Origin of the sequence: Kluyvera sp., assembly GCF_047971185.1 — a bacterium.
In the GTDB taxonomy this organism is placed as follows: Bacteria; Pseudomonadota; Gammaproteobacteria; order Enterobacterales; family Enterobacteriaceae; genus Kluyvera.
Genome location: NZ_JBKDZH010000040.1, coordinates 12,757 through 36,840, shown reverse-complemented (window position 1 = coordinate 36,840; position 24,084 = coordinate 12,757). Strand labels below are relative to the sequence as shown.

The window sequence follows — 24,084 nt, the reverse complement described above, 5'->3', positions numbered from 1 at the left end:
TCCTCTTATTTGCGCTCAATTAACAGGCGCTTAAGCAAAAAGCGTAGACGAAAATGGAGAATTCAACCCTGTTCCGGCATTTTTAACGGGATCGTCAGCAAACTGGCGGCGAAATAGAGCAGCGCAATCACCCACAGCGTGCCTTCCACGCCCAGCGGATTCACGCACAGCGTGACGATAAACGGCCCGACGAAGTTGCTGAGGCCGGAACCGAGATTGAGGCAGGAGATCGCTGCGCCTTTGTTTTCCGGCAACAGAGAAGGAATAAGCGCGCTCAACGGGCCAAACGCGCCGAGGCCGATGGCGTAAATCGCCAGCGCGGCAATCAGCGCTGCGCTGCTGTGGCCGAACAGCACCGGCGCGTAGCAGACCGCCAGCGCCGCCAGCCCGCACAGCGTGCCGGCAAACCACACCACCGTGTTGCGCCAGCCGATGGTGTCGCCCAGCCAGCCGAAGAAGTAGTTGGCGAAGATATTGATCACGTTCACCAGCCCCCAGATGGTGAGCCACTCTTCAATGCTGAAGCCAAAGCGCGGGAGGTAAACCGGCATCAGGATCACCAGCGAGAACTTACCGATATCGTTGATACTTTTCACCACCACCGCGATGCGCATTTTCGGTTCGCGCACCAGTACGATTAAGCCTTCCGCCAGCGCCTGGCCAACCGCCTGCCCCTGCTGCCACTGCGGCTTGTCGCGGTTCAGAATCAAGGCGCAGCCGCAGCCCGCCAGCACGAAAATAAAACCGGATAGCAGCGTGGTGGTTTCCCCCAGTCGCGGGATCATAAAGCCGGAGAACCACGGCCCGACGATGGTCATGCCCACGCCGAAGGCAATCCAGAACCAGGAGACGGCGCGCCCGAGAATGCGGCTTTCGCAGCGCTGGTTAATCCACACCAGAAACGAGTAGGCGAACAGCGGATACGCCATGCCGCGCACCGCGTAGCTCACCATCATCAGCGGATAGTTGCCCTCCGGCAGCGCGACAAAAATAAACGGCACCGAGCCGACAAAATAGAGGATCGTCGCCAGCCACATCAGCCGACGCACGCCCAGCACGCCCGCGCCGATGCCGGAAAACCAGGAGATAGCTGCCACGCACAGGCCGAATACCGAGGACAGCAGGCTGATGTGCACCGCATCGAGCCCGCGCTGTTGCAGCAGCGACGCCAGCCAGCTCTGTTCAATGGTGGCGCCGGTAATAAACAGGAAGACGCCAACAAACCCCCACACCAGCTCGCGCGGCAGGCCCAGACGCGCCCAGATACCCTGTTGAATATATAAACTTTGATCGGTCATTTCCGTTATCCACAAAAACCCGGGGTCGCTGCGCTCGCCCGGGCTACATGATGTATTTTCAAACAACTACGCGTTATGCAATTGTTCTAACTGCTGCTGTTTCGCTTTCAACAGGCTGCGGTTGACGTGCCCGACGGTGTTATCGCCCCAGCACTGGTCATACGGCATCCCGGTCAGGCTTTCGATCACCGCTTTGGTGTCGGCGGTAACCGTGGCTTTGCTGCCGCCCTGCTTCAGGCGCGCCACTTCATCGTTCAGCACCGCGTGAGTACGGCTGTTCACTTTGAACTGGAAGGCCGACCAGATGCCCCACAGGGTGAGTACCACCGGCAGCACGATCATGATGGCGAGGATCATGTTGATCGCCGACTGCGGCTGGCTGCTGTGCCCGGTAATAAAGCCGGACATCTGCAGCGCCACGCCCACCAGGAAGATGGAGAGCGCCTGAGAGGCCTTACGCAGCAGGCTCATAAAGCCAGCGAAGATCCCTTCACGACGGTTACAGGTCAGAATCTCATCCACGTCGGCCACGAAGGTGTAGTTGTTCCATGGAATCGAGTAGATGCCGCCGCGCGCCAGTCCGGCCACGCCCGCCGCCAGATACAGCAGCGACATGCTGGTGGAGCCGTAGACATAGGTCAGGGCAAACAGCACGAACGCAACCAGCGCCATCAGCGCCTGAGTGGCGAACGCGCGGGACGGCGAGTAGCGCAGGGTCAGCCAGGTGGCGACGCCGACGCCGAAGAATTGCAGGCCGTTGATCACGCTCAGCAGGTTACTGGCGACCACCGAGGAGGTGGCCAGCGCGAAGACCACAAAGTAGGTAAAGACGGAGTTGAAGATATCCTGCGCCACCGAGCCGCCCAGATACATCCCGAGGTGGGAGCGGAAGGTTTTGATCTTCAGCGTAGAGACAAAATCGTAGTAAATATCGAACAGGCGTTTTGCCAGCGGCTGCTTCTCTTGATGCTCAACGTTGCGCTCGCTCTGCTCAATCTCTTCAATTGAACGCTCCCAGGTGCCGAAGTAGACGAAGAACAACACCACCATAAAGGCGACGGTGAAAATCGCCCCGGCGTAGAAGAAGGAGATGGCCGAGTCGGAACCAAAGTAAGCCAGCAGGCGGCCCGGCAGGAACGCGGCGGTGAAGCCGGCGAACTGGGCGATGTACATGCGCGCGCAGGTCAGCTTAGAGCGTTTGGTGAAGTCGGAGGTCATCTCCGCCGACAGCGTGTCGTACGGGATCAGAATCATCGAATAGACGATTTCGAACAGAATGTAGACCAGCAGATAGATCCAGTAGTTAAAGCCCTGAACCCACAGCAGGCTGTACACCGCCACCAGCGGAATGCTCAGCAGCAGGAAGAAACGACGGCGGCCAAAGCGGCGGCCGAGGCGCGTTTTGTGGAAGTTATCGGAAATGTAACCCATGCATGGGCACATGATGACGTCGACAATACGCGCCACCGCAAACAGCGAACCCGCTTCAATGGGCGTGAGGCCGCAGAAGGTGGTCAGGAAGAACAGCAGCCAGGCGCTCACCAGAGTAAAGGCGCCAGAACCGATCACATCCGCAAGGCCATAGCAGATGTAGTTGTGGAGTTTTATCTCCCGCACTTTTTTTATCATTTTCCATCCCCTTGAACAAAACAGGACGGCGCGCCGGAAGCCGCGCCGTCATCAAATAGATTCAGGCGTCGGCGTTTTCCTGCACGAGGGTACTTGCGCTCCAGCCCTGCGGCAGCGGCTCGGGGCGACGAATGCGCAGGTCGTGCAGCGTCAGTTCCTGTACGCCGTTGGCGTACAGCGCCGGCAGGCCGCCCGGATAGGCGTCAACGCCCCACGCGCGCCCGCTCTGCGGATTGACCCGATAGGCGTTGTCCAGCCCCATGCCGGTCGGGCTCGCCGGGTTGCACGGCGGGCGAATGTCATAGCAGCCCTGCTCTTCGGACGGCCCGGACAGCTGCTGCAACGACAGCGCGTTAAAGGTCACCCGGCGGATATCGCCCGGCGTTTCGCTGTGCAGATTGATGGCCCCTTCGCTCACGCCGGAAAGCTGGCTAAAGGTGATGTCTTCCACCCTGCCCGGCTGCACCTGCGGGTCACGATGGCGCACGGAGATAAAGACCGGGTCCGCTTTACCCCAGTGGCACGGGTGACCGTGGCGGCAGTCGAACAGGATGTTGCTGAAGATCATCTGGCTGAACTGGCCGCCGTCGCGGGAGACCAGACCAATGCCGCGGTTGGACTCAAAGATCGAGCAGTTGTGTACCGCGATATGGCTGATATCGGCGTAGGTTTCGGTGCCAATTTTGATGGCGCAGCTTTTCGAGCGGATCAGGCAGTTGCTGACCACCACGTGGCGCGTCGGCTGCTGTAATCCTTCCGGCTTGCGGGTGGTTTTGATGCAGATGCCGTCATCGGCGGCGCTGAAGTAGCTGTCGCTGATGTGCACGTGCTGGCAGCTGTCGATATCCAGCGCGTCGGTGTTGGAGAGCGCCAGGTCGTTATCAATGGTCAGATTATGAATGAACACCTGATTGCAGCTCACCAGATGGGCGGTCCACATCGGCGAGTCGCTGATGGTGATATCGCGCACGCGCACCTGCTGACAGCCTTCCAGCACCAGCATGCGCGGACGCATGGTTTTCGGCTGGCGATAGCCCTGGGCATCGGCGCTGGCGGAAAACCACGCGCTGGCGCCGCCCGCCAGGCAGCCTTCGCCGCTGAGGGTGATGTGGTGCGCATCGCGGGCGTAGATCAACGCCATGCGCGACAGCTCGGCGACGGTTTGCGTCAGCTCCGCCGGGTAATCTTCGGCGCGAGGGCTGGCCAGCAGCCGCGCGCCCGCTTCCAGATGCAGGGTAAAGTTAGACGGCAGAATCAGCGTGCCGGTCATCCAGTCGCCCGGCGACACCACCAGCGTGCCGCCGCCCGCGCGGTCGATTTCGTCGATCAGCTGCTGCAGCTGGGCGGTTAGCGGCGTGTTGCCGCTGCGGTCGAGGGAGGTGTTATGCAGTGAAATTTTCATGTGGCTACCTGCGAATGTTGAGATAGCTGCATTTAACGCGCATTCAGCGCCGCGCTCGCGGGGCAGAAACGGGCTTTTTTACGTATTAGTGAATGGTGTCACGCCGGGTATGGCGGCTTCAGACGGGTTTTGAGCAAGCGCACAAAACGCGCTGCGTCGGGGCGGGTGATAAGTGAAGTTCGTCACAAAAAGGGGGGTATTTAAGGGATGAAACGGGCCATTTGACGCAGATTGCCCAGCGATAGGCGGGGAATAGCGATAGGGATCACAAAATGATGCGGGAGTGGGGTTTGAGGGGTTGCCCCTCACCCTAACCCTCTCCCCGTGGGGGAGAGGGGACCGTTAAGTGCGGCTTGATAAACCGGGACGTTCGCACACGCTCTCTTACAGCAGCTCGAACTCGCCCTGCTTCACGCGCGCGGAATCCACGCCGATAAACACGTTAAACTTGCCCGGCTCGGCGGCATACTTCATCTGCTGGTTCCAGAATTTCAGCGCGTCCACGTCAATCGGGAAGCTCACGGTCTGGGTTTCACCCGGCTTCAGCGTCACCTTCTCAAAACCTTTCAGCTGTTTCACCGGGCGGCTCATTGAGGCGGTCACGTCCTGCAGGTACATCTGGATTACCGTCGCGCCTTCACGCTTGCCGGTGTTGGTCACCTGCACGCTGGCGGTCACGCTGCCGTCCACCTTCATGCTCGGTGCGGACATTTTCACGTCGGAAACCGAGAAGGTGGTGTAGCTCAGGCCGTAGCCGAACGGATACAGCGGGCCGTTGGCTTCGTCAAAGTAGCGCGAGGTGTACTTGTTTGGCTTGTCGGCGTTGTACGGGCGACCGGTGTTCAGGTGACTGTAGTACTGCGGAATCTGCCCCACGGAGCGCGGGAAAGACATCGGCAGCTTGCCGGACGGGTTGTAGTCGCCGAACAGCACGTCGGCGATGGCGTTGCCGCCTTCGGTACCGGCGAACCAGGTTTCCAGAATGGCGTCGGCCTGCTGATCTTCTTTCACCAGCGTCAGCGGGCGGCCGTTCATCAGCACCAGGACCAGCGGTTTGCCGGTGGCTTTCAGGGCCGCAATCAGATCCTGCTGGCTTTGCGGAATTGACAGTTCGGTACGGCTGGAGGCTTCGTGGGCCATGCCCTGCGCTTCGCCCACCACCGCCACGACAACGTCGGACTGTTTCGCCGCGGTCACCGCTTCGTCAATCATCGCCTGCGGCGAGCGCGGGTCAACCTTCACCGCTTCTTCATACAGGTTCAGGAAGTCGATAATGCCTTTATCGCCGGTGACGTTCGCCCCCTTGGCGTACAGCACTTTGCCCTCGCCGCCCATCACGTTTTTAATACCGGTCAGCACGGTCACGGACTGGCCAGCCACCCCAGCGGCGGACCAGCTGCCCATCACGTCGCGCTGGCTATCGGCCAGCGGGCCAACCACGGCAACGGTGGCGTTTTTCTTCAGCGGCAGCGTTTCAAGGCGGTTTTTCAGCAGCACCAGGCTCTGGCGCGCCACGTCGCGCGCTTCGGCACGATGCAGACGACTTTCGGCGTTGGTGTCCTGCGGATCCGACGCTTTCGGCCCCAAATGGCTGTACGGATCGTTAAACAGGCCCATATCGTATTTCACGTTCAGCACGTGGCGGGTGGCGTCGTCCAGCTCGGCCATCGTCACCTTGCCGGATTTCACCAGCCCCGGCAGGTACTTGCTGTAGTATTCGTCGCTCATGCTCATATCAATGCCGGCCTTCAGCGCCACGCGTACGGCGTCTTCCGGGTCGGAGGCGACGCCGTGTTTAATCAGTTCTTTAATCGCCCCGTGATCCGAGACGGTGATGCCTTTAAAGCCCCACTGATTGCGCAGCACGTCTTTCAGCAGCCAGGTGTCGGACGTGGCCGGCGTGCCGTTCAGCGAGTTCAGGCCGATCATCACCGCGCCGCTGCCCGCATCCAGCCCCGCTTTGTACGGAGGCATATAGTCGTTGAACAGGCGCTGCGAGCTCATATCGACGGTGTTGTACTCTTTGCCGCCTTCCACCGCACCGTAAGCGGCGAAGTGTTTAACGCTGGTCATCACCGAGTAGCGATCCGCCGGGCTTTTCCCCTGCATCGCTTCCACCATATTTTGCCCCATCACGGCGGTGAGGTAGGTGTCTTCACCAAACCCTTCCGATGCGCGGCCCCAGCGCGGATCGCGCGAGACGTCAACCATCGGCGCCCAGGTCATATTCAGGCCGTCGTCCGCCGCTTCATAGGCCGAAATGCGCCCCACGGTTTTCACCGCGTCGAGGTTAAAGGTAGAGGCCAGCCCCAGGCTAATCGGAAATACGGTACGCTGGCCGTGCACCACGTCGTAGGCAAAGAACAGCGGAATTTTCAGGCGGCTAAGCGACATCACCTGATCCTGCATGGCGCGGATATCCTGGCGCGTCACGGTATTAAAGATCGCGCCGACCTGGCCGTCTTTAATCATCTCGCGGATGGCTTCTTTCGGGTTGTCCGGGCCCACGCTAATCAGGCGCAGCTGGCCGATTTTTTCATCGACCGTCATTTTTTTCAGAAGGTCGGTCACAAAGGCATCCCGCGCCTGCGGCGTCAGCGGATGGTTACCGAACAGATCTTCCGCCAGGGCGGGTTGCAGCGCCAGGCTCACGGCGACGCCAACAGAAAATAGCCATTTCATATTTTGTAGTCTCTTGTATCCATGCCGGGTAGAGCGGCTGAGAGTCGATGAAAAGCCGCAGTTTGCCATAAAGGTAAAGGAGCGCGGTACAGAAAGCTAAGGTTATTCTCTGATTTTTAGAAACATTCACTCCCCCAATAATCATACAAAGCGCTATTCTTAGAGACGACAATTTGTCCCACCACAAGGAGTGGAGAATGGCTTTTCAAACCACAAATGATAATAACGCGCTGATTAACGAACTCTCCCGTCTGGTTGGTCACGCTCACCTGCTGACCGACCCGGCCAAAACCGCCCGCTACCGTAAAGGCTTCCGTTCCGGGCACGGCGACGCGCTGGCGGTGGTGTTTCCCGGCTCGCTGCTGGAGTTGTGGCGCGTGCTGAACGCCTGCGTCAATGCGGACAAAATTATTCTGATGCAGGCCGCCAACACCGGACTGACCGAAGGCTCAACGCCAAGCGGTAACGACTACGACCGCGATATCGTCATTATCAGTACCCTGCGTCTCGATAAGCTGCACCTGCTGGATAAGGGCGAGCAGGTGTTGGCCTGGCCGGGCACGACGCTGTATTCACTGGAAAAAGCGCTCAAACCGCTGGGGCGCGAGCCGCACTCGGTGATTGGCTCTTCCTGCATCGGCGCGTCGGTCATTGGTGGGATCTGCAACAACTCCGGCGGTTCGCTGGTGCAGCGCGGCCCGGCCTACACCGAGATGTCGCTGTTTGCGCGCATCGATGAAAACGGCAAGCTGACGCTGGTTAACCATTTAGGGATCGATCTGGGCCAAACGCCGGAGCAGATCCTCAGCAAGCTCGACGACGATCGCGTGAAGGACAGCGATGTGCGCCACGATGGCCGTCACGCGCACGACCACGATTACGTGAACCGGGTACGCGACGTCAACGCCGATACCCCGGCGCGCTACAACGCCGACCCGCAGCGTCTGTTTGAATCCTCCGGCTGCGCGGGCAAGCTGGCGGTGTTCGCCGCGCGTCTCGACACCTTCCCGGCGGAAAAACGCCAGCAGGTGTTTTACATCGGCACCAACCAGCCGGAGGTGCTGACCGAAATTCGCCGCCATATTCTGGCCGAATTCAACAACCTGCCAGTGGCGGGCGAGTATATGCACCGCGATATCTACGATATTGCCGAGCAGTACGGTAAAGACACCTTCCTGATGATCGACAAGCTCGGCACCGACAAAATGCCGTTCTTCTTCACCATGAAGGGCCGCGCTGACGCCATGCTGGAAAAAGTGTCGCTGTTCAAGCCGCACTTCACCGATCGCTTTATGCAGAAGCTGGGTCACGCCTTCCCGGCGCACCTGCCGGAACGCATGAAAACCTGGCGCGATAAATATGAGCATCACCTGCTGCTGAAAATGTCCGGCGAGGGCATTGACGAAGCTAAAGCCTGGCTGGTGGAATACTTCAAGCAGGCGGAGGGCGATTTCTTCGTCTGTACGCCTGAAGAAGGCAGCAAAGCATTCCTGCACCGCTTCGCGGCGGCGGGCGCGGCGATCCGCTATCAGGCGGTGCACGCGGATGAGGTGGAAGATATTCTGGCGCTGGACATCGCGCTGCGTCGTAACGACACCGAATGGTTCGAGCATCTGCCGCCGGAAATCGACAGCAAGCTGGTGCACAAACTGTACTACGGCCACTTTATGTGTCACGTTTTCCACCAGGACTACATTGTGAAAAAAGGCGTCGACGCCCACGCGCTGAAGGAGCAGATGCTGGCGCTGCTGCGCGAGCGCGGGGCGCAGTATCCGGCGGAGCACAACGTCGGGCATCTGTATGAAGCGGATGAAAATCTTCAGCGTCACTATCGCGAAAACGATCCGACCAACAGCATGAACCCGGGGATTGGTAAAACCAGTAAGCTCAAATATTGGGGTGAAAAGCGCGACGCCTGATGTGATGTCTGCGAAATCCCGGGCCAGCATAAACGTTTCTCCCGGGCAATGATTGATGGAAAGCCCGGCTAAGCATAGCGACGCCGGGCTTTATACATATCTAATATCGTGAAATATCACGCATAAAGATTCATTTTATAGATGCGAAAACCTGTAATGTCATAACGATAACCTTCCCCATTCGTCGCTTCATCTTTAAAGTAACCCGATGAAAAAGTGACCTCAAAAAGCACGGTTTTAGACGAGGGATCAATTTCTTGCAGCAATAGACGCCCCATCGCCTCGCTCCCTTCCTGAGGATCAATTACATCACTTTCTCCCGGCTGGCAGGAAATCGCCCGACCATTCTCATCAAATGTACAGTCGCCGAAATGCACGACAATATTGCCATTCTGCTGAATTTCTTTCGCGCTCACACAACTGCTATAGCCACGGGGGCCCAGTTCCTTACCGTATTCGAATGGTCGCATGACCGTCATATTATTCAGATTAACGATAAACTGAACCACCCGACTATAATTATCTGGCGGCAATAAGCTCTTGCTATCATCTCGAGAACGGAAGTTTCCATTATCAAAAACGATAAACTCCACAATACCTGGCTCAGCATTAGCAATTTCGACAACGTTATGCTGCCCCCACGTCCAGAAATCACGATCGGCAGCATCAATATCTTCCTGCTGACTAAAGTCGTACAGTGGATGGCCATCACTATCCACCGGCGTCAGGAGATAAGGCTGAAGCGCCTCATTCCAGTCTTCATGTGTTGACATGATAAAGCGAAGTTCAGCTGTTTCCATATCGACACCAAAAATAGCACTTTGATGACGACCAGAAGCAATGAGCAAATTATTGGTTTGGTTAACGTAGCTCTGATTAATATGCAGCCAATCCTTAACGGTAGGATCTTCTCCCGGTGCCGTCCCTGATGGGCGAGCCGTTCGTGTCGGGTCCAGGACGGCCGTCATATCATAGTAAGCCACCTCCAGCCCCGTGGTCAGATCGACAATAGAAACCCCATCTTCATTCGTTTTAAGAGCGTCAGGTCTACCATTAGTATATTCAGACGGTGCCACAACCCGATGTTCAGTCCATTCCCAGATAGAATGGTGGAACTGATTATCTAAGATATACACGGTATAAACTCGTCCCATCATGTCGAATTCATACATATTCAGATAGGTATTTTTTGCCTCAGACGTTGCTAAAAAATGGCCATTTGCAAGACGCAGGAGATTAAATGAAGGCAGATCCTGAGTGACATACCAGCGGACTAAGCCAGCCTGATCCAATGCAAAATTATAACGGTCAAAGAGTGTCAGAAAATACAAACCTGATGCCATCTTATCGACATCAGTCACTGCCTGGGTGACCTCAATAACGGGGAAGCCTAACTGCACATCAGCCGAATCGGTTGCGGGTAAAGGCGTTGTTACGATGATATATGAAGCGACGACATTCCCACCAATCGATAATGTGACCTTGTTTTCAGTGTCCGCCAGCAGTCCCAGTACAGGCACCAGGTTCGCGCCTGCCTCCAGACTCCATGTATGCTCTACGGCTTCTGCCGTTTGCGCTACATCCTGAATGACTAAGTCAATCTCACAGGCTCCAGCACTCCAAATCCCGGCATAAGCGCTGAGTGGCGCAGTGCCATAAGGATCTAACATAATAATCGCATTTTCTGCTGTATTGTCTTGCGTAATCTGCTCAAAGCAACTCTGATAAATTGTATTATGGCTAATTACCATCGCATTATTTTCATCAATGTGCTGATTCACTGCCGGACGTGGTGCGGGTAGTTCTCTCATAGAAATCTCCTGGTAAATTAAATTCATATAGCCTCCCATCGAAGCTATACAACCAATACACCAAGAATTTTTAATTTTAAAAACAAAAGAACATCATCTAAAATCAATTCAGCAATGAGATTTACCTCAACACATTATCATTGTAAAAGAGAGCAGTTATACTCATGTTTTATATGTTCTAGCACAGCCGTTAGGTTTGCCGGAGACATCTTATTGAGATACATAAAAAATGAATGATTTTGCACATACTGAATAAAATCGGTCGCACTTTTTAAAGTCACATGCCGCAATAGATGCGTGTTCTTGCATCCCGTCAAATTGCACACCGCCATCGCATAATCGCGTGTAGAATAGGTTCGCCAGACATTATTTCGAATACCACCACTATAAAATAAGCGGGGCGGTAGCGCTCGAACTGGCGGAGAAGCCCCCCACTCTCTGACAAATGAGATATGGCAGCGCCCTTGCTGGATATCTGCCAGGTTCGCCACCAGGCATCCTCCAAGGATAAAGCACTCATGATCGATGTTATGCTGGACGTTAAGTGAATGCGGCTCGATTAACAGACGAACCAGGCCAAAATGGCGATAAGCAGGCAATACTGGTTTCACCAGCATGCCACGATCGTAGCGGTGCAGCGTTGCCGGGCCATAATCAATATTAAAGAGCACTCCATGACGTCGCATAGTGAGCATTTCTTTGCGTTGAACAAGATGCATCAGCGTACCGGGAGGCAGACGCTCTTCATACTGAGAGTGATACTGGTATTCTGCTTCAACCGGGTGTGGACAATAGTTGGTGGAGATCGCTACCACCCGGCCGCTATTTTCCTCGGCGGTGACCAGAATATAGAGACGGCTATTGCCGCCGTTAAACTTAACATAGAATGCTCGTGTGCTGAGCACGACATCAAACGCAGAAGCGCCGACATCTCGTTCCGCCAGGTGAGCCTGATGAGATAAATGCGCTAACTCACGACCCAGCGTCGTATTATTGATAGCAAGGGTCCTGCAAATCTCAGCAGGCGCTACGCCCTCTTTAATGAGAGTGGCGAGGTGAGCCTGACGGATCGTGGTCTTGCTGTGAGCAGGTAAGACAAACGTCTTATTACAGTGATGGCACAGCATCCTTTGCACACCCTGCGCTGAAAACCCATTGCGTTTTAATGAGGTACCACCACAACCAGGACATTGTCTGGCGACGCTTTTCCACGGACGATTAACCGCAGTGCGGAACGTGTTGAGCGATTTAGTCGAAATAATAGGAAATAAGAAACCGCATTCCTGGCATAACACATTACTCCCCTGGACAACATAATCCGGGCTATTCATGACGCCTAAATTTTTACAATCTGGTGTTTTACAAACATCAACATTAATAGGTGTGAACATATTCACTCCTTGTGAATATTCTCATCAAACAAACATTGTTCTAATCTCGGTAGGCGAAATGCCATGTTCATAAAGCAGCTTCATCGTTTTCATCGCTGAGGCCGTGTGTGAGAAAAAAGTCTTATAGCCAGCACATAGATAATTCTGATTCAATTGACCCGATGCGGAGGGTAAAAATCGGTGTTTTGGACAGCCGCCATAGCAGGCAAATTTCCATTCACAGGAATGACATTCAAGCGCCATCATGCTGTTTTTAGCATCACCAAACTGATGATTCTGAGTTCCCTCATTCATCTGACGTAATGTTGTCTCGTGAATATTGCCCAATTTATACTGCGGATAGACAAAATGATCGCAATTGTAGACATCACCATTCATTTCCATCGCAAAAGCACTACCGCAGACAGGAGAAAACACACACACCTGCGCCGGTAATCCACACCAGGCGCTCAGCGTTTGCTCGAACAGCTGAATGCCTATATGGCCGATATCTTCCCGTAGCCAAACGTCGAAGACAGCGTTAAGAAAATGACCAAACTGGGCGGAATCAACCGACCATGGCGTCATCACCGCTTGTTTGTCAGTCGGGTGAGCCAGACTTATTTCACCGCCATCGTCACCGACCCGTTCAACTAGCGGAATAAACTGCATATAGCGACACCCAATACTTTTAAGATACTGATAGGTACTTACTGGATGATGCATATTGACACTATTCACAACCGTTAATGTATTAAATTCTACCTGATGATGCACCAGACACTTAACGGCCTGCTCGACTTTAGCGTGAGTAGGTTTACCCGAACGGGTCACTCGCCAGGCATCATGCAGTTCCGCATCGCCATCAATAGAAATGCCTACCAGAAATTGGTGTTCTTTAAAAAAGATAGCCCATTGCTCATCAATCAATATGCCATTCGTCTGAAAGGTATTAACAATGTTTTTTCCTGCCGCATAGATTTTCTGAAGAGCAACGACTTTACGATAAAAATCAAGCCCCATTAATGTTGGCTCTCCGCCCTGCCATGCAAAAATGACCTCATCAACATCCTGTGCCGCGATATGCTGCTTGACAAACATTTCCAGCATATCATCTGTCATTTTATAATTTGCCTTCCTCTCTGGATAGAGTTTCTCTTTTTCAAGATAAAAGCAGTATTTACAGTCCAGATTACACACTGACCCGGTTGGTTTAATCATCACCTGACAACTTTTTCTTCGCATAACAATCCTGTCCATGAAATAAAAGAACCTGATTCAGCATTAGCATACTGAATCAGGCGGGAACATCCCTAAAGTGGCATAGCTATGATATTATTATGGTTAAAACTAATTATCCCCAGGTGACCGCTGTCGGCTTATCACCACGTGCCTTCATTAATGAGTCGTTATCAATATCTTTTTTATACTTCAGAAACGCATCATACATCCGTTTTTCAACTTCTGGTTGTTTACCAAGCAGGTTGATGACTTCACTACGATCTTGCTTCAGGTTATAAAGATATTTGGCTTTACCTTCACGACCAATAATCATTTTCCAGTCGCCATCGCGCATGGCCCACTCGTCCGTTTCATCATCCTGGAACGGCATATCCACGCCGAAAATCAACGGTTTTTCACGATTCATCGTCTGTTTTTCCAGCACGGGAACCAAAGACTGGCCATCATAAGTACGATCGGTTGGCAGCGAGAAATTCATCATTTGCGCGAGGGTCGGCACCCAGTCCAGGCCGTATACCGGCGTACTGGAGACCATCCCCTGAGGCGTGTGTTTACCGTATTTAATTATCGCCGGAACGCGAATACCGCCTTCCCATAAATTATCTTTACGGCCACGTAAACCGTCAGTTTCACCGGCTAAATTCAGCTCATACACTTTACGCGCTTCACGTGTTACCGGGCCATTATCACTGGTAAAGATCACAATTGTATTATCTTCTTCACCCATGGCCCTGATTTTATCCATGACCTTACCGACCTGGGCGTCCATATAGCTAATATTGGCGTAATATTCTCCTGGGCCGCGCCACGGCGTATCGGCCCAGTCCCCATAAAACAGATCCGGATGCTGTTTCTCAAATGCCGTCATGTATTGTGAATACATATCGAGATATTTTTTCGGCGACGCTAACGGCGAGTGGACTTCAGTAAATGCAACGTAGAGGAAGAAGGGCTTGTCATCTTTCTTATTGCTGAGCCAGTTCACCGCTTCCGAGCTAACAAATTCGCCGCTCATCTGCTTAGCACGTTCAACGGGCTGGCCATTACGCAGCCAGCCGGTTGGGTGCACCATACCATAGCGCGGGCGCTCTTTCGCGTTGTCTAACGTCGAGTCGGTGACGAAACCGGCGGTATTGACCAGGCTGTAGTCAAAGCCCATGTCTTTCGCCTGTGGCTGATCGGTACGATCGCCGCCCGCATTGAGGTGAAGTTTACCGACCATGGCGGTGTCATAACCCTGCGTCTTCAGCAAATTGGCAATGGTTAATTCATTGCGGCCTAGCGCCACATCTTTCCCGGCAGGGATCCAGGAACGGATTCCGGTGCGGAACGGCATACGCCCCGTTAACAGCCCGGCCCGTGAAGGTGAGCACAACGGCGCTGGCGCATAATAATCAGTAAATCTCACCCCTTCAGACGCTAATTTGTCGATATTAGGCGTTTTCACTATCACATTACCGTACGTCGCCAGATCGCCGTATCCCAGGTCATCGGCAACAATAATGACGAGATTTGGATGCTTTGCATCAGCTGCCTGCGCAAGCGATGATAAACCGCCAGCGCACAATGCAATCCCAACCATACTGGCTACTAATGTTTTTTTCATTTCAGTTCCTTGGTCAATGCAAATTTTAAAAGTCGTAACCCAACATATAAATCATCTGGTCACCATACCCGTCATAACCCAGCTTATTTTCAAAATAACGATAGGTTATGCTTGCCTTCCATCTCGGATAAAATTTCCATGCCAGCGTTAAGCCCCCAGTTAATCCATTGTGGCCAAACTGCTGCTCGGCATAGGCATCATTTCTATCAAGCTCAATTTCGTTCCAGTTGGATAAAACAAATTTCTCGTCAAATAAATCGAAGAAATACGCGGCGGTCCAGCCAACAACATATCCATTCCATCCGTTGGTTTCTCCATATTTCTTAGAAATATAATCGCCAGATTGATTATGTAGGCCAATATATGGCTTAAAGAAACCTGAACTACCGCTCCAGCCCAGATAACCTAAACCATAGAACATATCAAGATCGTCGCCCCAGCTATTATCCCACTGGCCGTATATTTTCCCAAAGAATGTATAATCTGAATCAAAGAGCCGTACATGCGTCATAGCAGAAACGGTATGATTTCGTCCCGCAACGGAATGGTTCAGTACATTACTTTCAATGAATGAGTAAAACTCAGCTTCCTTGAAGTTAACGCCAAAATCGGCGGTTACTTTCCATACTTCGCCGCGGTCTACATCCTCGAAACCACTATTCCAATCAGCGTAACCGGCATTGATTGAACCAAAAGAATTTTTAAACTCAAGAGCTTGTGCTGGCGCAACCCAAAGACAAAAAGACGTTATAAAGGCGACGCTGGCTAAAAGCGCAATGCGTCTTCTATTAACAATATAAATATTAGGCATTGAAATACATTCCCTATAATTATAATTAATCACCGTAATGATAAGAATAAAGCGCCTACAATCTTAAACAAACGGATCATTAAAATAGTGATAGAAATCTCACATCAATACGTCATTAATATAATAAGTCAGAGAGTATCAAATAGTGTTGCTTTTAGTCGCATAACAAATTGTTTTTATTGATACGGGTAGGTAACCAGCGGTGGATCGATAACTTAATTAATGTGAAAACAGGAACAAAAATAGTGGCTTAATTATAGAATTTTCACATTTTTATTTTACCTTTTCTACCCATTCGCATTATCCAGATGCTAGCTTAACAGCTCCCCATGAAAAAATGAGAAAAATTATCCTAACCTCCGCTCTGATGGCAGAATAGAACGGTTAGCCCCGATGCCTGAAATCTGGCCAGTGCTTAATCATGAGGAGTTTGATGATGTCTACGCTTGAGGTCGCCCACGACGCCGATATCGAAATCCGTGCCGCGCAGGCTGACGATGTACAAGCCATTGCCGCGCTGTATGCCTGGCACGTTCTTAACGGCCGCGCCTCGTTTGAAGAGGTGCCACCTTCCATTGATGAAATGCAGCAGCGGATGCGCAAGGTGCAGGAACAGGGCCTGCCGTGGCTGGTCGCCCTCTATCGCGGAGAGATCGTCGGCTACTGCTATGCCAGCCCTTACCGCCCTCGCCCGGCTTATCGTTATACGCTGGAAGAATCTATCTACGTCGATACCACCATGACCGCGCACGGAATTGGCAGCCGCCTGTTAACGGCGCTGATTGGCATTTGTGAACAAGGGCCGTGGCGGCAGATGCTGGCGGTGATCGGCGATGGGAATAACAATACCGCTTCGCTGCGGCTGCATAAAAAACACGGTTTCGAGGTAGCGGGTCAGCTGCGTAGCGTCGGCTACAAGATGGGTGACTGGCGGGATACGGTGATTATGCAGCGCCCACTCAACGAGGGTGACTGGACGCTGCCGGAATAACTTAATCGTCCTGGGTGGTCTGCCCGCTAAGCTGGGCTTTGGCAATACTGGCTTCCACCTGGGCCTCTTTCTGCTTTTTATAGCTCAGGGCCGCGGCCGGTACCGGCATCACCTTCCCGGTTTCAACCCAGGTGCGCAGGCGGCTGGCGTCGGCGAAGTGGGTATATTTACCGAACGCATCCATCACCACCATCGCCACCGGGCGTTTATTCATCACGGTGCGCATCACCAGGCAGTGGCCCGCCGCGTTGGTAAAGCCGGTTTTGGTCAGCTGAATGCTCCAGTTATCGCGATACACCAGATGGTTAGTGTTGCGGAACGGCAGCGTATACGCCGGATGAGCGAAGGTCGCCGTATCCTCTTTGGTGGTGCTGAGCTGGCCAATCAGCGGATATTTTTTGGTGGCGATTAACAGCTTCGTCAGATCGCGCGCGGTAGAGACGTTGTGAATCGACAGCCCGGTTGGCTCAACATAACGCGTGCGGGTCATGCCCAGCGCTTTGGCCTTGGCGTTCATCGCCCGGATAAAGGCGTCGTAGCCGCCCGGATAATGGTGTGCCAGGCTGGCGGCAGCGCGGTTTTCAGACGACATCAGCGCCAGCAGCAGCATATTTTTACGGCTGATCTGGCTGTTCAGGCGCACGCGAGAATAAATCCCTTTCATCTCCGGCGTGTGGCTGATGTCCACGGTCAGCATTTCATCCAGCGGCAGATGCGCGTCCAGCACCACCATCGCCGTCATCAGCTTGGTGATGGAGGCCATCGGACGGACCAGGTCGGGCTGGTTAGCATAAATAATTTTGTTGGTTTCAAGATCAACAATCATCGCACTACCGGAGGCAATTTCCGGCTGCGAGGCCACGGCGGAGACGGCGGTTTTAGCACTCGCCTGAGGCGCAAAAGGCACAGCCAGCACGAGAGCAAGGCTGAGCAGGGAAACGCGAAATTTCTGCATGGTGAGTATTCTGGCGGTTATTTATGCACATTATGATAGACAACCGCTTCGTACCAAACGGTTACGAAGCGGAATGACTCATCATAGCGCGTAGAATGCGGCATCTGCCAGAAAATAATAGTGAATAAATGCTGCATTGCTGACGTAATTCAATTCACATCAGCAATGCATATCAGGACTCAGAACAGCCGGTAGCCGTAGCCCCACAGAACGACGGTCAGCGCCAGCAGCACCTCAAGCACCAGCACGCCTATCGCCAGGGTAGAACTGGCGAAGCTCAGCCCCTCTTCCCGGTTGATATTAAGGAAGGTCGGAATGCCGACGTACAGCAGATACCCGGTGTAGAACAGCGCCACCGTCCCGACCAGCGCGCACAGCCACACCAGCGGGTAAAGCGCCACGATACCGCTCAGGAAAATCGGCGTCGCGACGTAGCCAGCAAACACCATACAGCGCTTGAGCGATGGCCGCTGCGGATAGTTACGCGCCATCCACCAGATCACTCGTCCCATCACCGCTACGCCTGCCAGCATCAGGGCATAGAAAAGTACCGCCATGCCCAGACCGGTCATCAGCGACAGCCTGACCACATTCCCGTCGCCAAAATTCCAGCCCAGCTGCGTGGTGCCGATGAAAGCGCAGACCACCGGAATGGCCGCCATAATCAGCACGTGATGCACATAGTGGTGAGAAACGGTTTCGTTCTCGCTGCGGATAATATGCATTTCTTTGTCAGGGTGGGAGAACAGTCCCCATACATGGTTCATAACGCCTCCTCTGCACGGCTTCGTACCACGTTGCTGTAAGTATAATTCACGCCAATGATTATTTTGTGTACAACGCAAAAAATAGCGGCCCCTGCAAACTCGCCCTGAGGGTGTATGATGAATAGTACGATGTGGTAAGGAGTGAGTGTTTGTATGGATATCAATAACCTGATTTCCCACTATGGCTACGCCGCGCTGATCATTGGCAGTATGGCGGAAGGCGAAACCATCACGCTGCTTGGCGGCGTGGCGGCGCATCAGGGCCTATTGAAATTCCCGCTGGTGGTGATGTCGGTCGCGCTGGGCGGGATGATTGGCGACCAGGTGCTGTACCTGCTGGGCCGCAAGTTTGGCGGGCGGTTGCTTAAACGGTTTTCACGCCATCAGGCGCGCATCCGCAAGGCGCAGCGGTTGATTAAAAGTCACCCTTATCTGTTCGTGATTGGTACCCGTTTTATGTACGGCTTTCGGGTTATTGGCCCGCTTCTGATTGGCGCCAGCGGCCTGCCACCGAAGATTTTCCTGCCGTTGAACATCGTCGGGGCTATCGTCTGGGCGCTGATCTTTACTACGCTTGGTTATCTGGGCGGTGAAGCGATCGGCCCGTGGCTGCATCATCTGGATAAGCATCTCAAGCATCTTATCTGGCTGGCGCTGGTGGTCGTGCTGGTGGTGGCGGTACGCTGGTGGTTCAAGCGGCGGGAAAAACGTTCGACGAAGGAATAATCGGAGCGCCGAAGCGCCCCGGTAAGGCCCAGAGGTAATGAGGATCAGAAGGTGTACTGCACGCCCACGCGGAAACGGGTCTGACGATCGTCTTCGTCGCTGCTGACGGAGACGTTCCCGATCTGCGCGTAAGGTCGCCAGTTTTTATCGATGCTATAAGCCACTTTGAAATCCAGCTCGTAGTCATCTTTACCGTTGTCGTAGCGATTATAATCTTCGCTTTTCTTATACAAATAGTTGCCTTCAAACGTCCACGGCCCGGTTTTATAACCTAACCACAGATCGCCACGGTTGACGTGTTCATCATCTTTTTCTGACGATGTATCGCGGGTATATTCATAGCGATAGCGTGCGGCAACATAAAAACCGCCTTCGAAATTATATTGCCCACGAAGATACGGTTTATAGATTGCCTTCGATGATGACGTCTCCAGGGCAAAACCTGGTTGCACCACGATATTCGGCATCGCATTAAACTGATAGCTGAGAACATATTCATCGCCATTATCAACTACATCGTTAAAAGCTTTATCAGAATGTTCACCGCCTGATTTGGTTTTAGCTTCCACGGAAAAGCCAAAACCGTTGGCAAAGCGGTGTGAAATTAGCACCCTGTCTTTCTGTCCCTGCGAGGTGTCGGTATATTCATGACGCAGGTCAATAGTTACCGCGCTCGCCGATGCGCTGACAAAGGCCAGCATCCCAAGAGTTATTAATTTTTTCACGCAATCGTCCTCTGCTTTTTAAGTTAACAACAAAATCAGTGAGGAACTGGCTGTAATATCCACAAGGCAAATATATATTTCAATAAATAATAAAATAAACTAAAAGATGTTGTTTTTCTGGGATGCGATATTAGGGGGCATTTATTGCGGTGTCATGCGTTTAAATATAAATACGTGATCGACGACATATTTTAATTCAATGGAGTTAATTATTTTTAATTAAATTAAAAATTAAATTATGATGAGATATATTAACGAGGAATATTATTTATCACAGATATTTATTTTTCATTCCCCCCCTGCGGAATAAATGCAGGAGGGAAACGTTCGCCGTTCGCGCTTAATTTTCGGCGATATGATACCCGCCGCCCAGCGCCGACGTTAGCTGAATGCTGGCATCTACCCACTGACCGTGCAGCCGCAGGGCGCTAATGCGCTCCTGCAAAGCGGGCAGCTTCGCCAGGCTGACTTTCGAGCCCGGGAGAATGCCGGCGTTCATCCGCGCCTGCGCCAGGTTCACCACGCGCAGCGCATCTTTCTCTACCTTCTCCTGCTGCTGGTTTTTCACCATTAGCGTTTCTACCTGGCTGGCGGTTTTCGCCACCTGGTTGACCGCATCGACGACCGCTTTGTTGTACTTCGCCACCGACAGGTTATTCTGCGCGCTGGCGATATCCAGGTTGGCGTTAAGCCGACCGCTGTCGAAAATCGGCAGCGTGAGCCCGGCGGTCACGCCCATCTGATTCGCCGAATGGCGGAACAGGTCGCTGAGGTGGAGGGCATCCTGCTGCAGGAACGCCATCAGGTTGATATCCGGGTAGAACGCCGCCTTCGCCGCGTCAATTTCGCTTAACGAGGCTTCGATGTACCAGTGCGCTGCCTGCAAATCAGGACGGCGCGCCAGCAGATCATAGCCAAGCTGGGACGGCATTTTGCTGGCCACCGCAGGCAGCGCAACCTTATGCAGATTCAGCGACTGGCTCTGGCTATTGGTCAGCGCCATCAGCCGGGCCTCGATCTCTTTCATGTTACCTTCAACGTCGGCCAGCTGCTGATCGGTTTTGCTGACGTTGATATCGTTTTCAGCCCCTTCAGCGGAGTTGGTGATGCCGTGCTCAAACAGCGCGGTATCGACGTTCACAATATTATTTTGCTCGCTTTTCACCTGCTCGAGGACGCTGTGAATGGCCGCTTCGGTCTGCCACTGCCAGTACAGGCGGGCGACGCTGCTGGAGAGCAGCTCGCGGGTTTGCGCCTGCTCGGCAACCTGCGCTTTCACTTCACCAATACGCGCCTGCACTTCGGCGCGGTTTTTCCCCCACAGGTCGAGATCCCAACCGGCTGTCAGGCCAAAGGTCCCGTTGGTGTACCACGGCCCGGTGTTTCCGTCTAAATCGGTGGCGAACGGCCCCATCAGCCCTTCTGCCGACATTTTCTGCCGTTCAAGATCGGCGCCAAAATCCACTTCCGGGCCCAGCGACGACTTTGACATCCGCGCCTGCGCTTCCGCCAGTTTGATTCGCTGATCGGCAATCTGCATATCCGGCGCATTCGCCAGCGCGCGGCTAATCAAGTTATTGAGCTGGGCATCATGATAGTCTTGCCACCAGTTGCTCTGCGGCCAGCCGTTTTTCACCGCGGCGGGTAATTCCGTCGCCACGCGGGAGGCCGGAGCCTGCTGTTTCATCGGGCTGCCAATGTCGTGCGACGGCGCGCAGCCCGCCAGCGCGATGAGCAGGGGCAAGCCGGACAGCACGCTTTTTTTCAGAGTCAGGTTCATGTGATAGGTCGGTTAAAAAATAAGGAAAGTGATAATAATTTAAATGAATCAAATCCTTTTAGTAAAGCGTGTGGGAACATAAATAGACATACTTAAAAACAGCTAATAACACTTTAGCGTCATGGAGTGAATATGAGTCAGAACATCTACGACGACCCGAACTTTTCGCAGGTTACGCCACGCTCGACCGTTCGGTGAAAGGACTGGACGGCGCGCCAGAGTGGCCAGCAATCCAGCAAATGCTGCCGCCGCTCGCCGGTTTACGCGTGGTCGATCTCGGCTGCGGCTACGGCTGGTTTTGCCGCTGGGCGCGCGACCAGGGTGCCGCGGAGGTGACCGGGTTGGATCTCTCCAGCCGCATGCTGGCACGCGCCGAGGAGATGACCGATGGCGAAGGTATTACCTACCGCTGCGAAGATCTGCAAACCTTAACCCTCGCCGCCAACAGCTACGATCTGGTCTACAGTTCGCTGGCGCTGCACTATCTGCCGGATATCGCCCCGCTGCTGGCTACCGTTTACCGGGCGCTGACGCCGGGCGGCGTACTGGTGTTCTCTGCCGAGCACCCTATCTACACCGCGACATTGCAGCAGGGCTGGCGGGTGGACGACAGCGGGCAGAAAAGCTGGCCGGTCAGCCACTATCAGCAGGAGGGGGAGCGCATCAGCAACTGGTTTGCCGACGGCGTGAAGAAGCAGCACCGCAAGCTCGCCAGCTGGATTAACGCGCTGGTTGCCGCCGGGCTGGTGGTGGAGCATGTGGATGAATGGGGACCGACGGCGCAACAGATTGCCGCGAATCCGGCGCTGGATGAAGAAAAAGAGCGGCCGATGATCTTTTTACTGCGCGCGCGTAAGCCGGTGTGAGTTGGGATTGCCGGATGGCGGCTACGCCTTATCCGGCCTACAGATCGTTAGCATTGTAGGCCGGATAAGCCCAGCGCCATCCGGCAATTCACCGAAGCTTACGCTTTCAGACTCGCACCGTTGGTGGCAATCACCTCTTTATACCAGTCAAAGCTTTTCTTCTTGCTGCGCGCAAGCGTACCGGTGCCATCATCGTGACGATCGACGTAGATAAAACCGTAGCGTTTGGACAGCTCGGCTTTCGACGCGCTGACAAGGTCAATCGGCCCCCAACTGGTAAAGCCCATCAGCTCAACGCCGTCTTCAATCGCCTCACGCGCCTGCACCAGGTGCTCGTTGAGGTAGCTGATGCGGTAGTCATCGTTGATGCTGCCGTCCGCTTCCACTTTATCTTTCGCTCCTAAGCCGTTTTCAACGATAAACAGCGGCTTCTGATAGCGATCCCACAGCACGTTCAGCAGCGTGCGCAGGCCCAGCGGGTCAATCTGCCAGCCCCACTCCGAGCTGGCCAGGTGCGGATTCGGCACCATATTGAGGATATTGCCGCGCGCCTGGTTATTCAGCGCCTCATCGGCGGTCACGCAGCCGGTCATGTAGTAGCTGAAGGAGACAAAATCGACGGTGGCGCGCAGCGCTTCACGGTCGGCGTCGGTGATCTCCAGCGCAATTCCGTTATCGCGGAAATAGCGCAGCATATAGCCCGGATAGGCGCCACGGCACTGCACATCGCCGAAGAACTGCCAGCTGCGGTTTTCCTGCAACGTTTTAAATACATCTTCCGGTTTGCAGCTCAGCGGATACATCAGGCCGCCCAGCAGCATGTTGCCGATTTTACCTTCCGGCACGATCTCGTGGCAGGCCTTCACCGCCAGCGCGCTGGCCACCAGCTGATGGTGAATCGCCTGATAGATTTCGCCCTTGCTGCTGCCTGCCGGCAGGCCCACGCCGGTCAACGGCGCGTGCAGCGACATGTTGATTTCATTGAAGGTCAGCCACAGTTTGACCTTGCCTTTATAGCGCTCAAACACCGTGCGGGCGTAGCGTTCAAAGAAACCAATCACCTTGCGGTTGCCCCAGCCGCCGTAGTTTGCCACCAGCGCCCACGGCATCTCATAGTGTGAGAGCGTCACCAGCGGCGTAATGTTGTAACGGGCCATCTCGTCGAACAGCTTATCGTAGTAGGCCAGCCCGGCTTCGTTCGGCTGCGCGTCGTCGCCGTTCGGGAAAATACGCGTCCAGGCAATGGAGACGCGCAGGCAGTTAAAGCCCATCTCAGCGAACAGCGAAATATCTTCCGGATAACGGTGATAGAAATCGATGGCGATATCCTTGATACCGCTGTCGCCCGTGACGCGCTCAACCACCTCGCCAAAAATGCCCTGAGGCTGGACATCGGACGTTGACAACCCTTTGCCATCTTCCAGATATGCGCCCTCAACCTGGTTTGCCGCGGTCGCGCCGCCCCAAAGGAACGTCTGTGGGAATGTTTTCATCTCTCTCTCCT

The 24,084-nt window shown here is 53.9% G+C and carries 17 protein-coding genes and 1 pseudogene; 4 read left to right on the top strand and 14 right to left on the bottom strand.

The window, feature by feature from the left end:
* Window positions 1–62 precede the first annotated feature (62 nt).
* From ACK5JN_RS11340 to bglX, 4 genes are all read right to left on the bottom strand, one after another.
* A complete protein-coding gene (locus tag ACK5JN_RS11340) occupies window positions 63–1,298 on the bottom strand; it encodes an MFS transporter (RefSeq protein WP_416870264.1) in 1,236 nt (411 codons plus the stop codon).
* A 66-nt stretch (window positions 1,299–1,364) separates the two neighbouring features.
* Window positions 1,365–2,927, bottom strand: coding sequence for an MFS transporter (locus ACK5JN_RS11335; RefSeq protein ID WP_416870263.1), 1,563 nt, complete (start codon window positions 2,925–2,927; stop codon window positions 1,365–1,367).
* Between the two features lie 61 nt (window positions 2,928–2,988).
* Complete coding sequence (locus tag ACK5JN_RS11330; protein WP_416870262.1) at window positions 2,989–4,329, bottom strand: glycoside hydrolase family 28 protein; 1,341 nt, start codon at window positions 4,327–4,329, stop codon at window positions 2,989–2,991.
* A gap of 384 nt (window positions 4,330–4,713) precedes the next feature.
* A complete protein-coding gene (gene bglX / locus ACK5JN_RS11325) occupies window positions 4,714–7,011 on the bottom strand; it encodes a beta-glucosidase BglX (RefSeq protein ID WP_416870261.1) in 2,298 nt (765 codons plus the stop codon).
* Between the two features lie 197 nt (window positions 7,012–7,208).
* On the opposite strand from bglX, the gene dld reads away from it, so the two are divergent.
* Window positions 7,209–8,930: a D-lactate dehydrogenase gene (gene dld / locus ACK5JN_RS11320; RefSeq protein ID WP_416870260.1), complete on the top strand. Its 1,722-nt coding sequence runs from the start codon at window positions 7,209–7,211 to the stop codon at window positions 8,928–8,930.
* Window positions 8,931–9,046: 116 nt separating this feature from the next.
* On the opposite strand, the gene ACK5JN_RS11315 is transcribed toward dld, so the two are convergent.
* The 5 genes from ACK5JN_RS11315 to ACK5JN_RS11295 all read right to left on the bottom strand — a co-directional run bounded on the left by ACK5JN_RS11315 (window position 9,047) and on the right by ACK5JN_RS11295 (window position 15,755).
* Window positions 9,047–10,741, bottom strand: coding sequence for an aryl-sulfate sulfotransferase (locus ACK5JN_RS11315; RefSeq protein ID WP_416870259.1), 1,695 nt, complete (start codon window positions 10,739–10,741; stop codon window positions 9,047–9,049).
* 137 nt (window positions 10,742–10,878) lie between these two features.
* On the bottom strand, window positions 10,879–12,132 hold the full coding sequence (locus tag ACK5JN_RS11310; protein ID WP_416870258.1) for a transposase: 1,254 nt from the start codon (window positions 12,130–12,132) through the stop codon (window positions 10,879–10,881).
* A 24-nt stretch (window positions 12,133–12,156) separates the two neighbouring features.
* Window positions 12,157–13,371, bottom strand: coding sequence for an anaerobic sulfatase maturase (locus tag ACK5JN_RS11305; protein ID WP_416870257.1), 1,215 nt, complete (start codon window positions 13,369–13,371; stop codon window positions 12,157–12,159).
* Between the two features lie 94 nt (window positions 13,372–13,465).
* A complete protein-coding gene (locus ACK5JN_RS11300; protein WP_416870256.1) occupies window positions 13,466–14,959 on the bottom strand; it encodes a sulfatase in 1,494 nt (497 codons plus the stop codon).
* 25 nt (window positions 14,960–14,984) lie between these two features.
* Window positions 14,985–15,755, bottom strand: coding sequence for an outer membrane protein OmpK (locus tag ACK5JN_RS11295; protein WP_416870275.1), 771 nt, complete (start codon window positions 15,753–15,755; stop codon window positions 14,985–14,987).
* A 451-nt stretch (window positions 15,756–16,206) separates the two neighbouring features.
* On the opposite strand from ACK5JN_RS11295, the gene ACK5JN_RS11290 reads away from it, so the two are divergent.
* Window positions 16,207–16,761, top strand: a complete 555-nt coding sequence (locus ACK5JN_RS11290) for a GNAT family N-acetyltransferase (RefSeq protein ID WP_416870274.1) — start codon at window positions 16,207–16,209, stop codon at window positions 16,759–16,761.
* A 1-nt stretch (window position 16,762) separates the two neighbouring features.
* Here the strand turns inward: ACK5JN_RS11290 and pbpG are convergent, their stop codons facing one another.
* Together pbpG and ACK5JN_RS11280 are read right to left on the bottom strand one after the other, a co-directional pair.
* Complete coding sequence (gene pbpG / locus ACK5JN_RS11285; RefSeq protein WP_416870255.1) at window positions 16,763–17,716, bottom strand: D-alanyl-D-alanine endopeptidase; 954 nt, start codon at window positions 17,714–17,716, stop codon at window positions 16,763–16,765.
* Between the two features lie 179 nt (window positions 17,717–17,895).
* Window positions 17,896–18,483: a Yip1 family protein gene (locus ACK5JN_RS11280; RefSeq protein WP_416870254.1), complete on the bottom strand. Its 588-nt coding sequence runs from the start codon at window positions 18,481–18,483 to the stop codon at window positions 17,896–17,898.
* A gap of 153 nt (window positions 18,484–18,636) precedes the next feature.
* Here ACK5JN_RS11280 and ACK5JN_RS11275 point away from each other — a divergent pair, with 153 nt between their 5' ends.
* A complete protein-coding gene (locus ACK5JN_RS11275) occupies window positions 18,637–19,209 on the top strand; it encodes a DedA family protein (RefSeq protein ID WP_416870253.1) in 573 nt (190 codons plus the stop codon).
* Window positions 19,210–19,253: 44 nt separating this feature from the next.
* Here the strand turns inward: ACK5JN_RS11275 and ACK5JN_RS11270 are convergent, their stop codons facing one another.
* Both ACK5JN_RS11270 and mdtQ read right to left on the bottom strand, forming a co-directional pair.
* Window positions 19,254–19,910 (bottom strand): oligogalacturonate-specific porin KdgM family protein, encoded by a 657-nt coding sequence (locus ACK5JN_RS11270; protein WP_416870273.1) that lies wholly within the window; start codon window positions 19,908–19,910, stop codon window positions 19,254–19,256.
* A gap of 364 nt (window positions 19,911–20,274) precedes the next feature.
* On the bottom strand, window positions 20,275–21,714 hold the full coding sequence (gene mdtQ / locus ACK5JN_RS11265; protein WP_416870252.1) for a multidrug resistance outer membrane protein MdtQ: 1,440 nt from the start codon (window positions 21,712–21,714) through the stop codon (window positions 20,275–20,277).
* Window positions 21,715–21,846: 132 nt separating this feature from the next.
* Between mdtQ and ACK5JN_RS11260 the strand changes: the two are divergent.
* A pseudogene (locus ACK5JN_RS11260) lies at window positions 21,847–22,580 on the top strand (class I SAM-dependent methyltransferase).
* Between the two features lie 98 nt (window positions 22,581–22,678).
* Here ACK5JN_RS11260 and ACK5JN_RS11255 read toward each other — a convergent pair.
* The gene (locus ACK5JN_RS11255) at window positions 22,679–24,073 is read right to left on the bottom strand and encodes a glycoside hydrolase family 1 protein (protein ID WP_416870251.1); all 1,395 of its coding nucleotides are present in this window, start codon (window positions 24,071–24,073) and stop codon (window positions 22,679–22,681) included.
* Window positions 24,074–24,084 lie beyond the last annotated feature (11 nt).

What these genes read in the sequence shown, in the direction of transcription:
- ACK5JN_RS11340 (WP_416870264.1), bottom strand. Translation starts at nt 1,298, where the DNA reads ATGACCGATCAAAGTTTATATATTCAACAGGGTATCTGGGCGCGTCTG.
- ACK5JN_RS11335 (WP_416870263.1), bottom strand. Translation starts at nt 2,927, where the DNA reads ATGATAAAAAAAGTGCGGGAGATAAAACTCCACAACTACATCTGCTAT.
- ACK5JN_RS11330 (WP_416870262.1), bottom strand. Translation starts at nt 4,329, where the DNA reads ATGAAAATTTCACTGCATAACACCTCCCTCGACCGCAGCGGCAACACG.
- bglX (WP_416870261.1), bottom strand. Translation starts at nt 7,011, where the DNA reads ATGAAATGGCTATTTTCTGTTGGCGTCGCCGTGAGCCTGGCGCTGCAA.
- dld (WP_416870260.1), top strand. Translation starts at nt 7,209, where the DNA reads ATGGCTTTTCAAACCACAAATGATAATAACGCGCTGATTAACGAACTC.
- ACK5JN_RS11315 (WP_416870259.1), bottom strand. Translation starts at nt 10,741, where the DNA reads ATGAGAGAACTACCCGCACCACGTCCGGCAGTGAATCAGCACATTGAT.
- ACK5JN_RS11310 (WP_416870258.1), bottom strand. Translation starts at nt 12,132, where the DNA reads ATGTTCACACCTATTAATGTTGATGTTTGTAAAACACCAGATTGTAAA.
- ACK5JN_RS11305 (WP_416870257.1), bottom strand. Translation starts at nt 13,371, where the DNA reads ATGGACAGGATTGTTATGCGAAGAAAAAGTTGTCAGGTGATGATTAAA.
- ACK5JN_RS11300 (WP_416870256.1), bottom strand. Translation starts at nt 14,959, where the DNA reads ATGAAAAAAACATTAGTAGCCAGTATGGTTGGGATTGCATTGTGCGCT.
- ACK5JN_RS11290 (WP_416870274.1), top strand. Translation starts at nt 16,207, where the DNA reads ATGTCTACGCTTGAGGTCGCCCACGACGCCGATATCGAAATCCGTGCC.
- pbpG (WP_416870255.1), bottom strand. Translation starts at nt 17,716, where the DNA reads ATGCAGAAATTTCGCGTTTCCCTGCTCAGCCTTGCTCTCGTGCTGGCT.
- ACK5JN_RS11280 (WP_416870254.1), bottom strand. Translation starts at nt 18,483, where the DNA reads ATGAACCATGTATGGGGACTGTTCTCCCACCCTGACAAAGAAATGCAT.
- ACK5JN_RS11275 (WP_416870253.1), top strand. Translation starts at nt 18,637, where the DNA reads ATGGATATCAATAACCTGATTTCCCACTATGGCTACGCCGCGCTGATC.
- ACK5JN_RS11270 (WP_416870273.1), bottom strand. Translation starts at nt 19,910, where the DNA reads ATGCTGGCCTTTGTCAGCGCATCGGCGAGCGCGGTAACTATTGACCTG.
- mdtQ (WP_416870252.1), bottom strand. Translation starts at nt 21,714, where the DNA reads ATGAACCTGACTCTGAAAAAAAGCGTGCTGTCCGGCTTGCCCCTGCTC.
- ACK5JN_RS11255 (WP_416870251.1), bottom strand. Translation starts at nt 24,073, where the DNA reads ATGAAAACATTCCCACAGACGTTCCTTTGGGGCGGCGCGACCGCGGCA.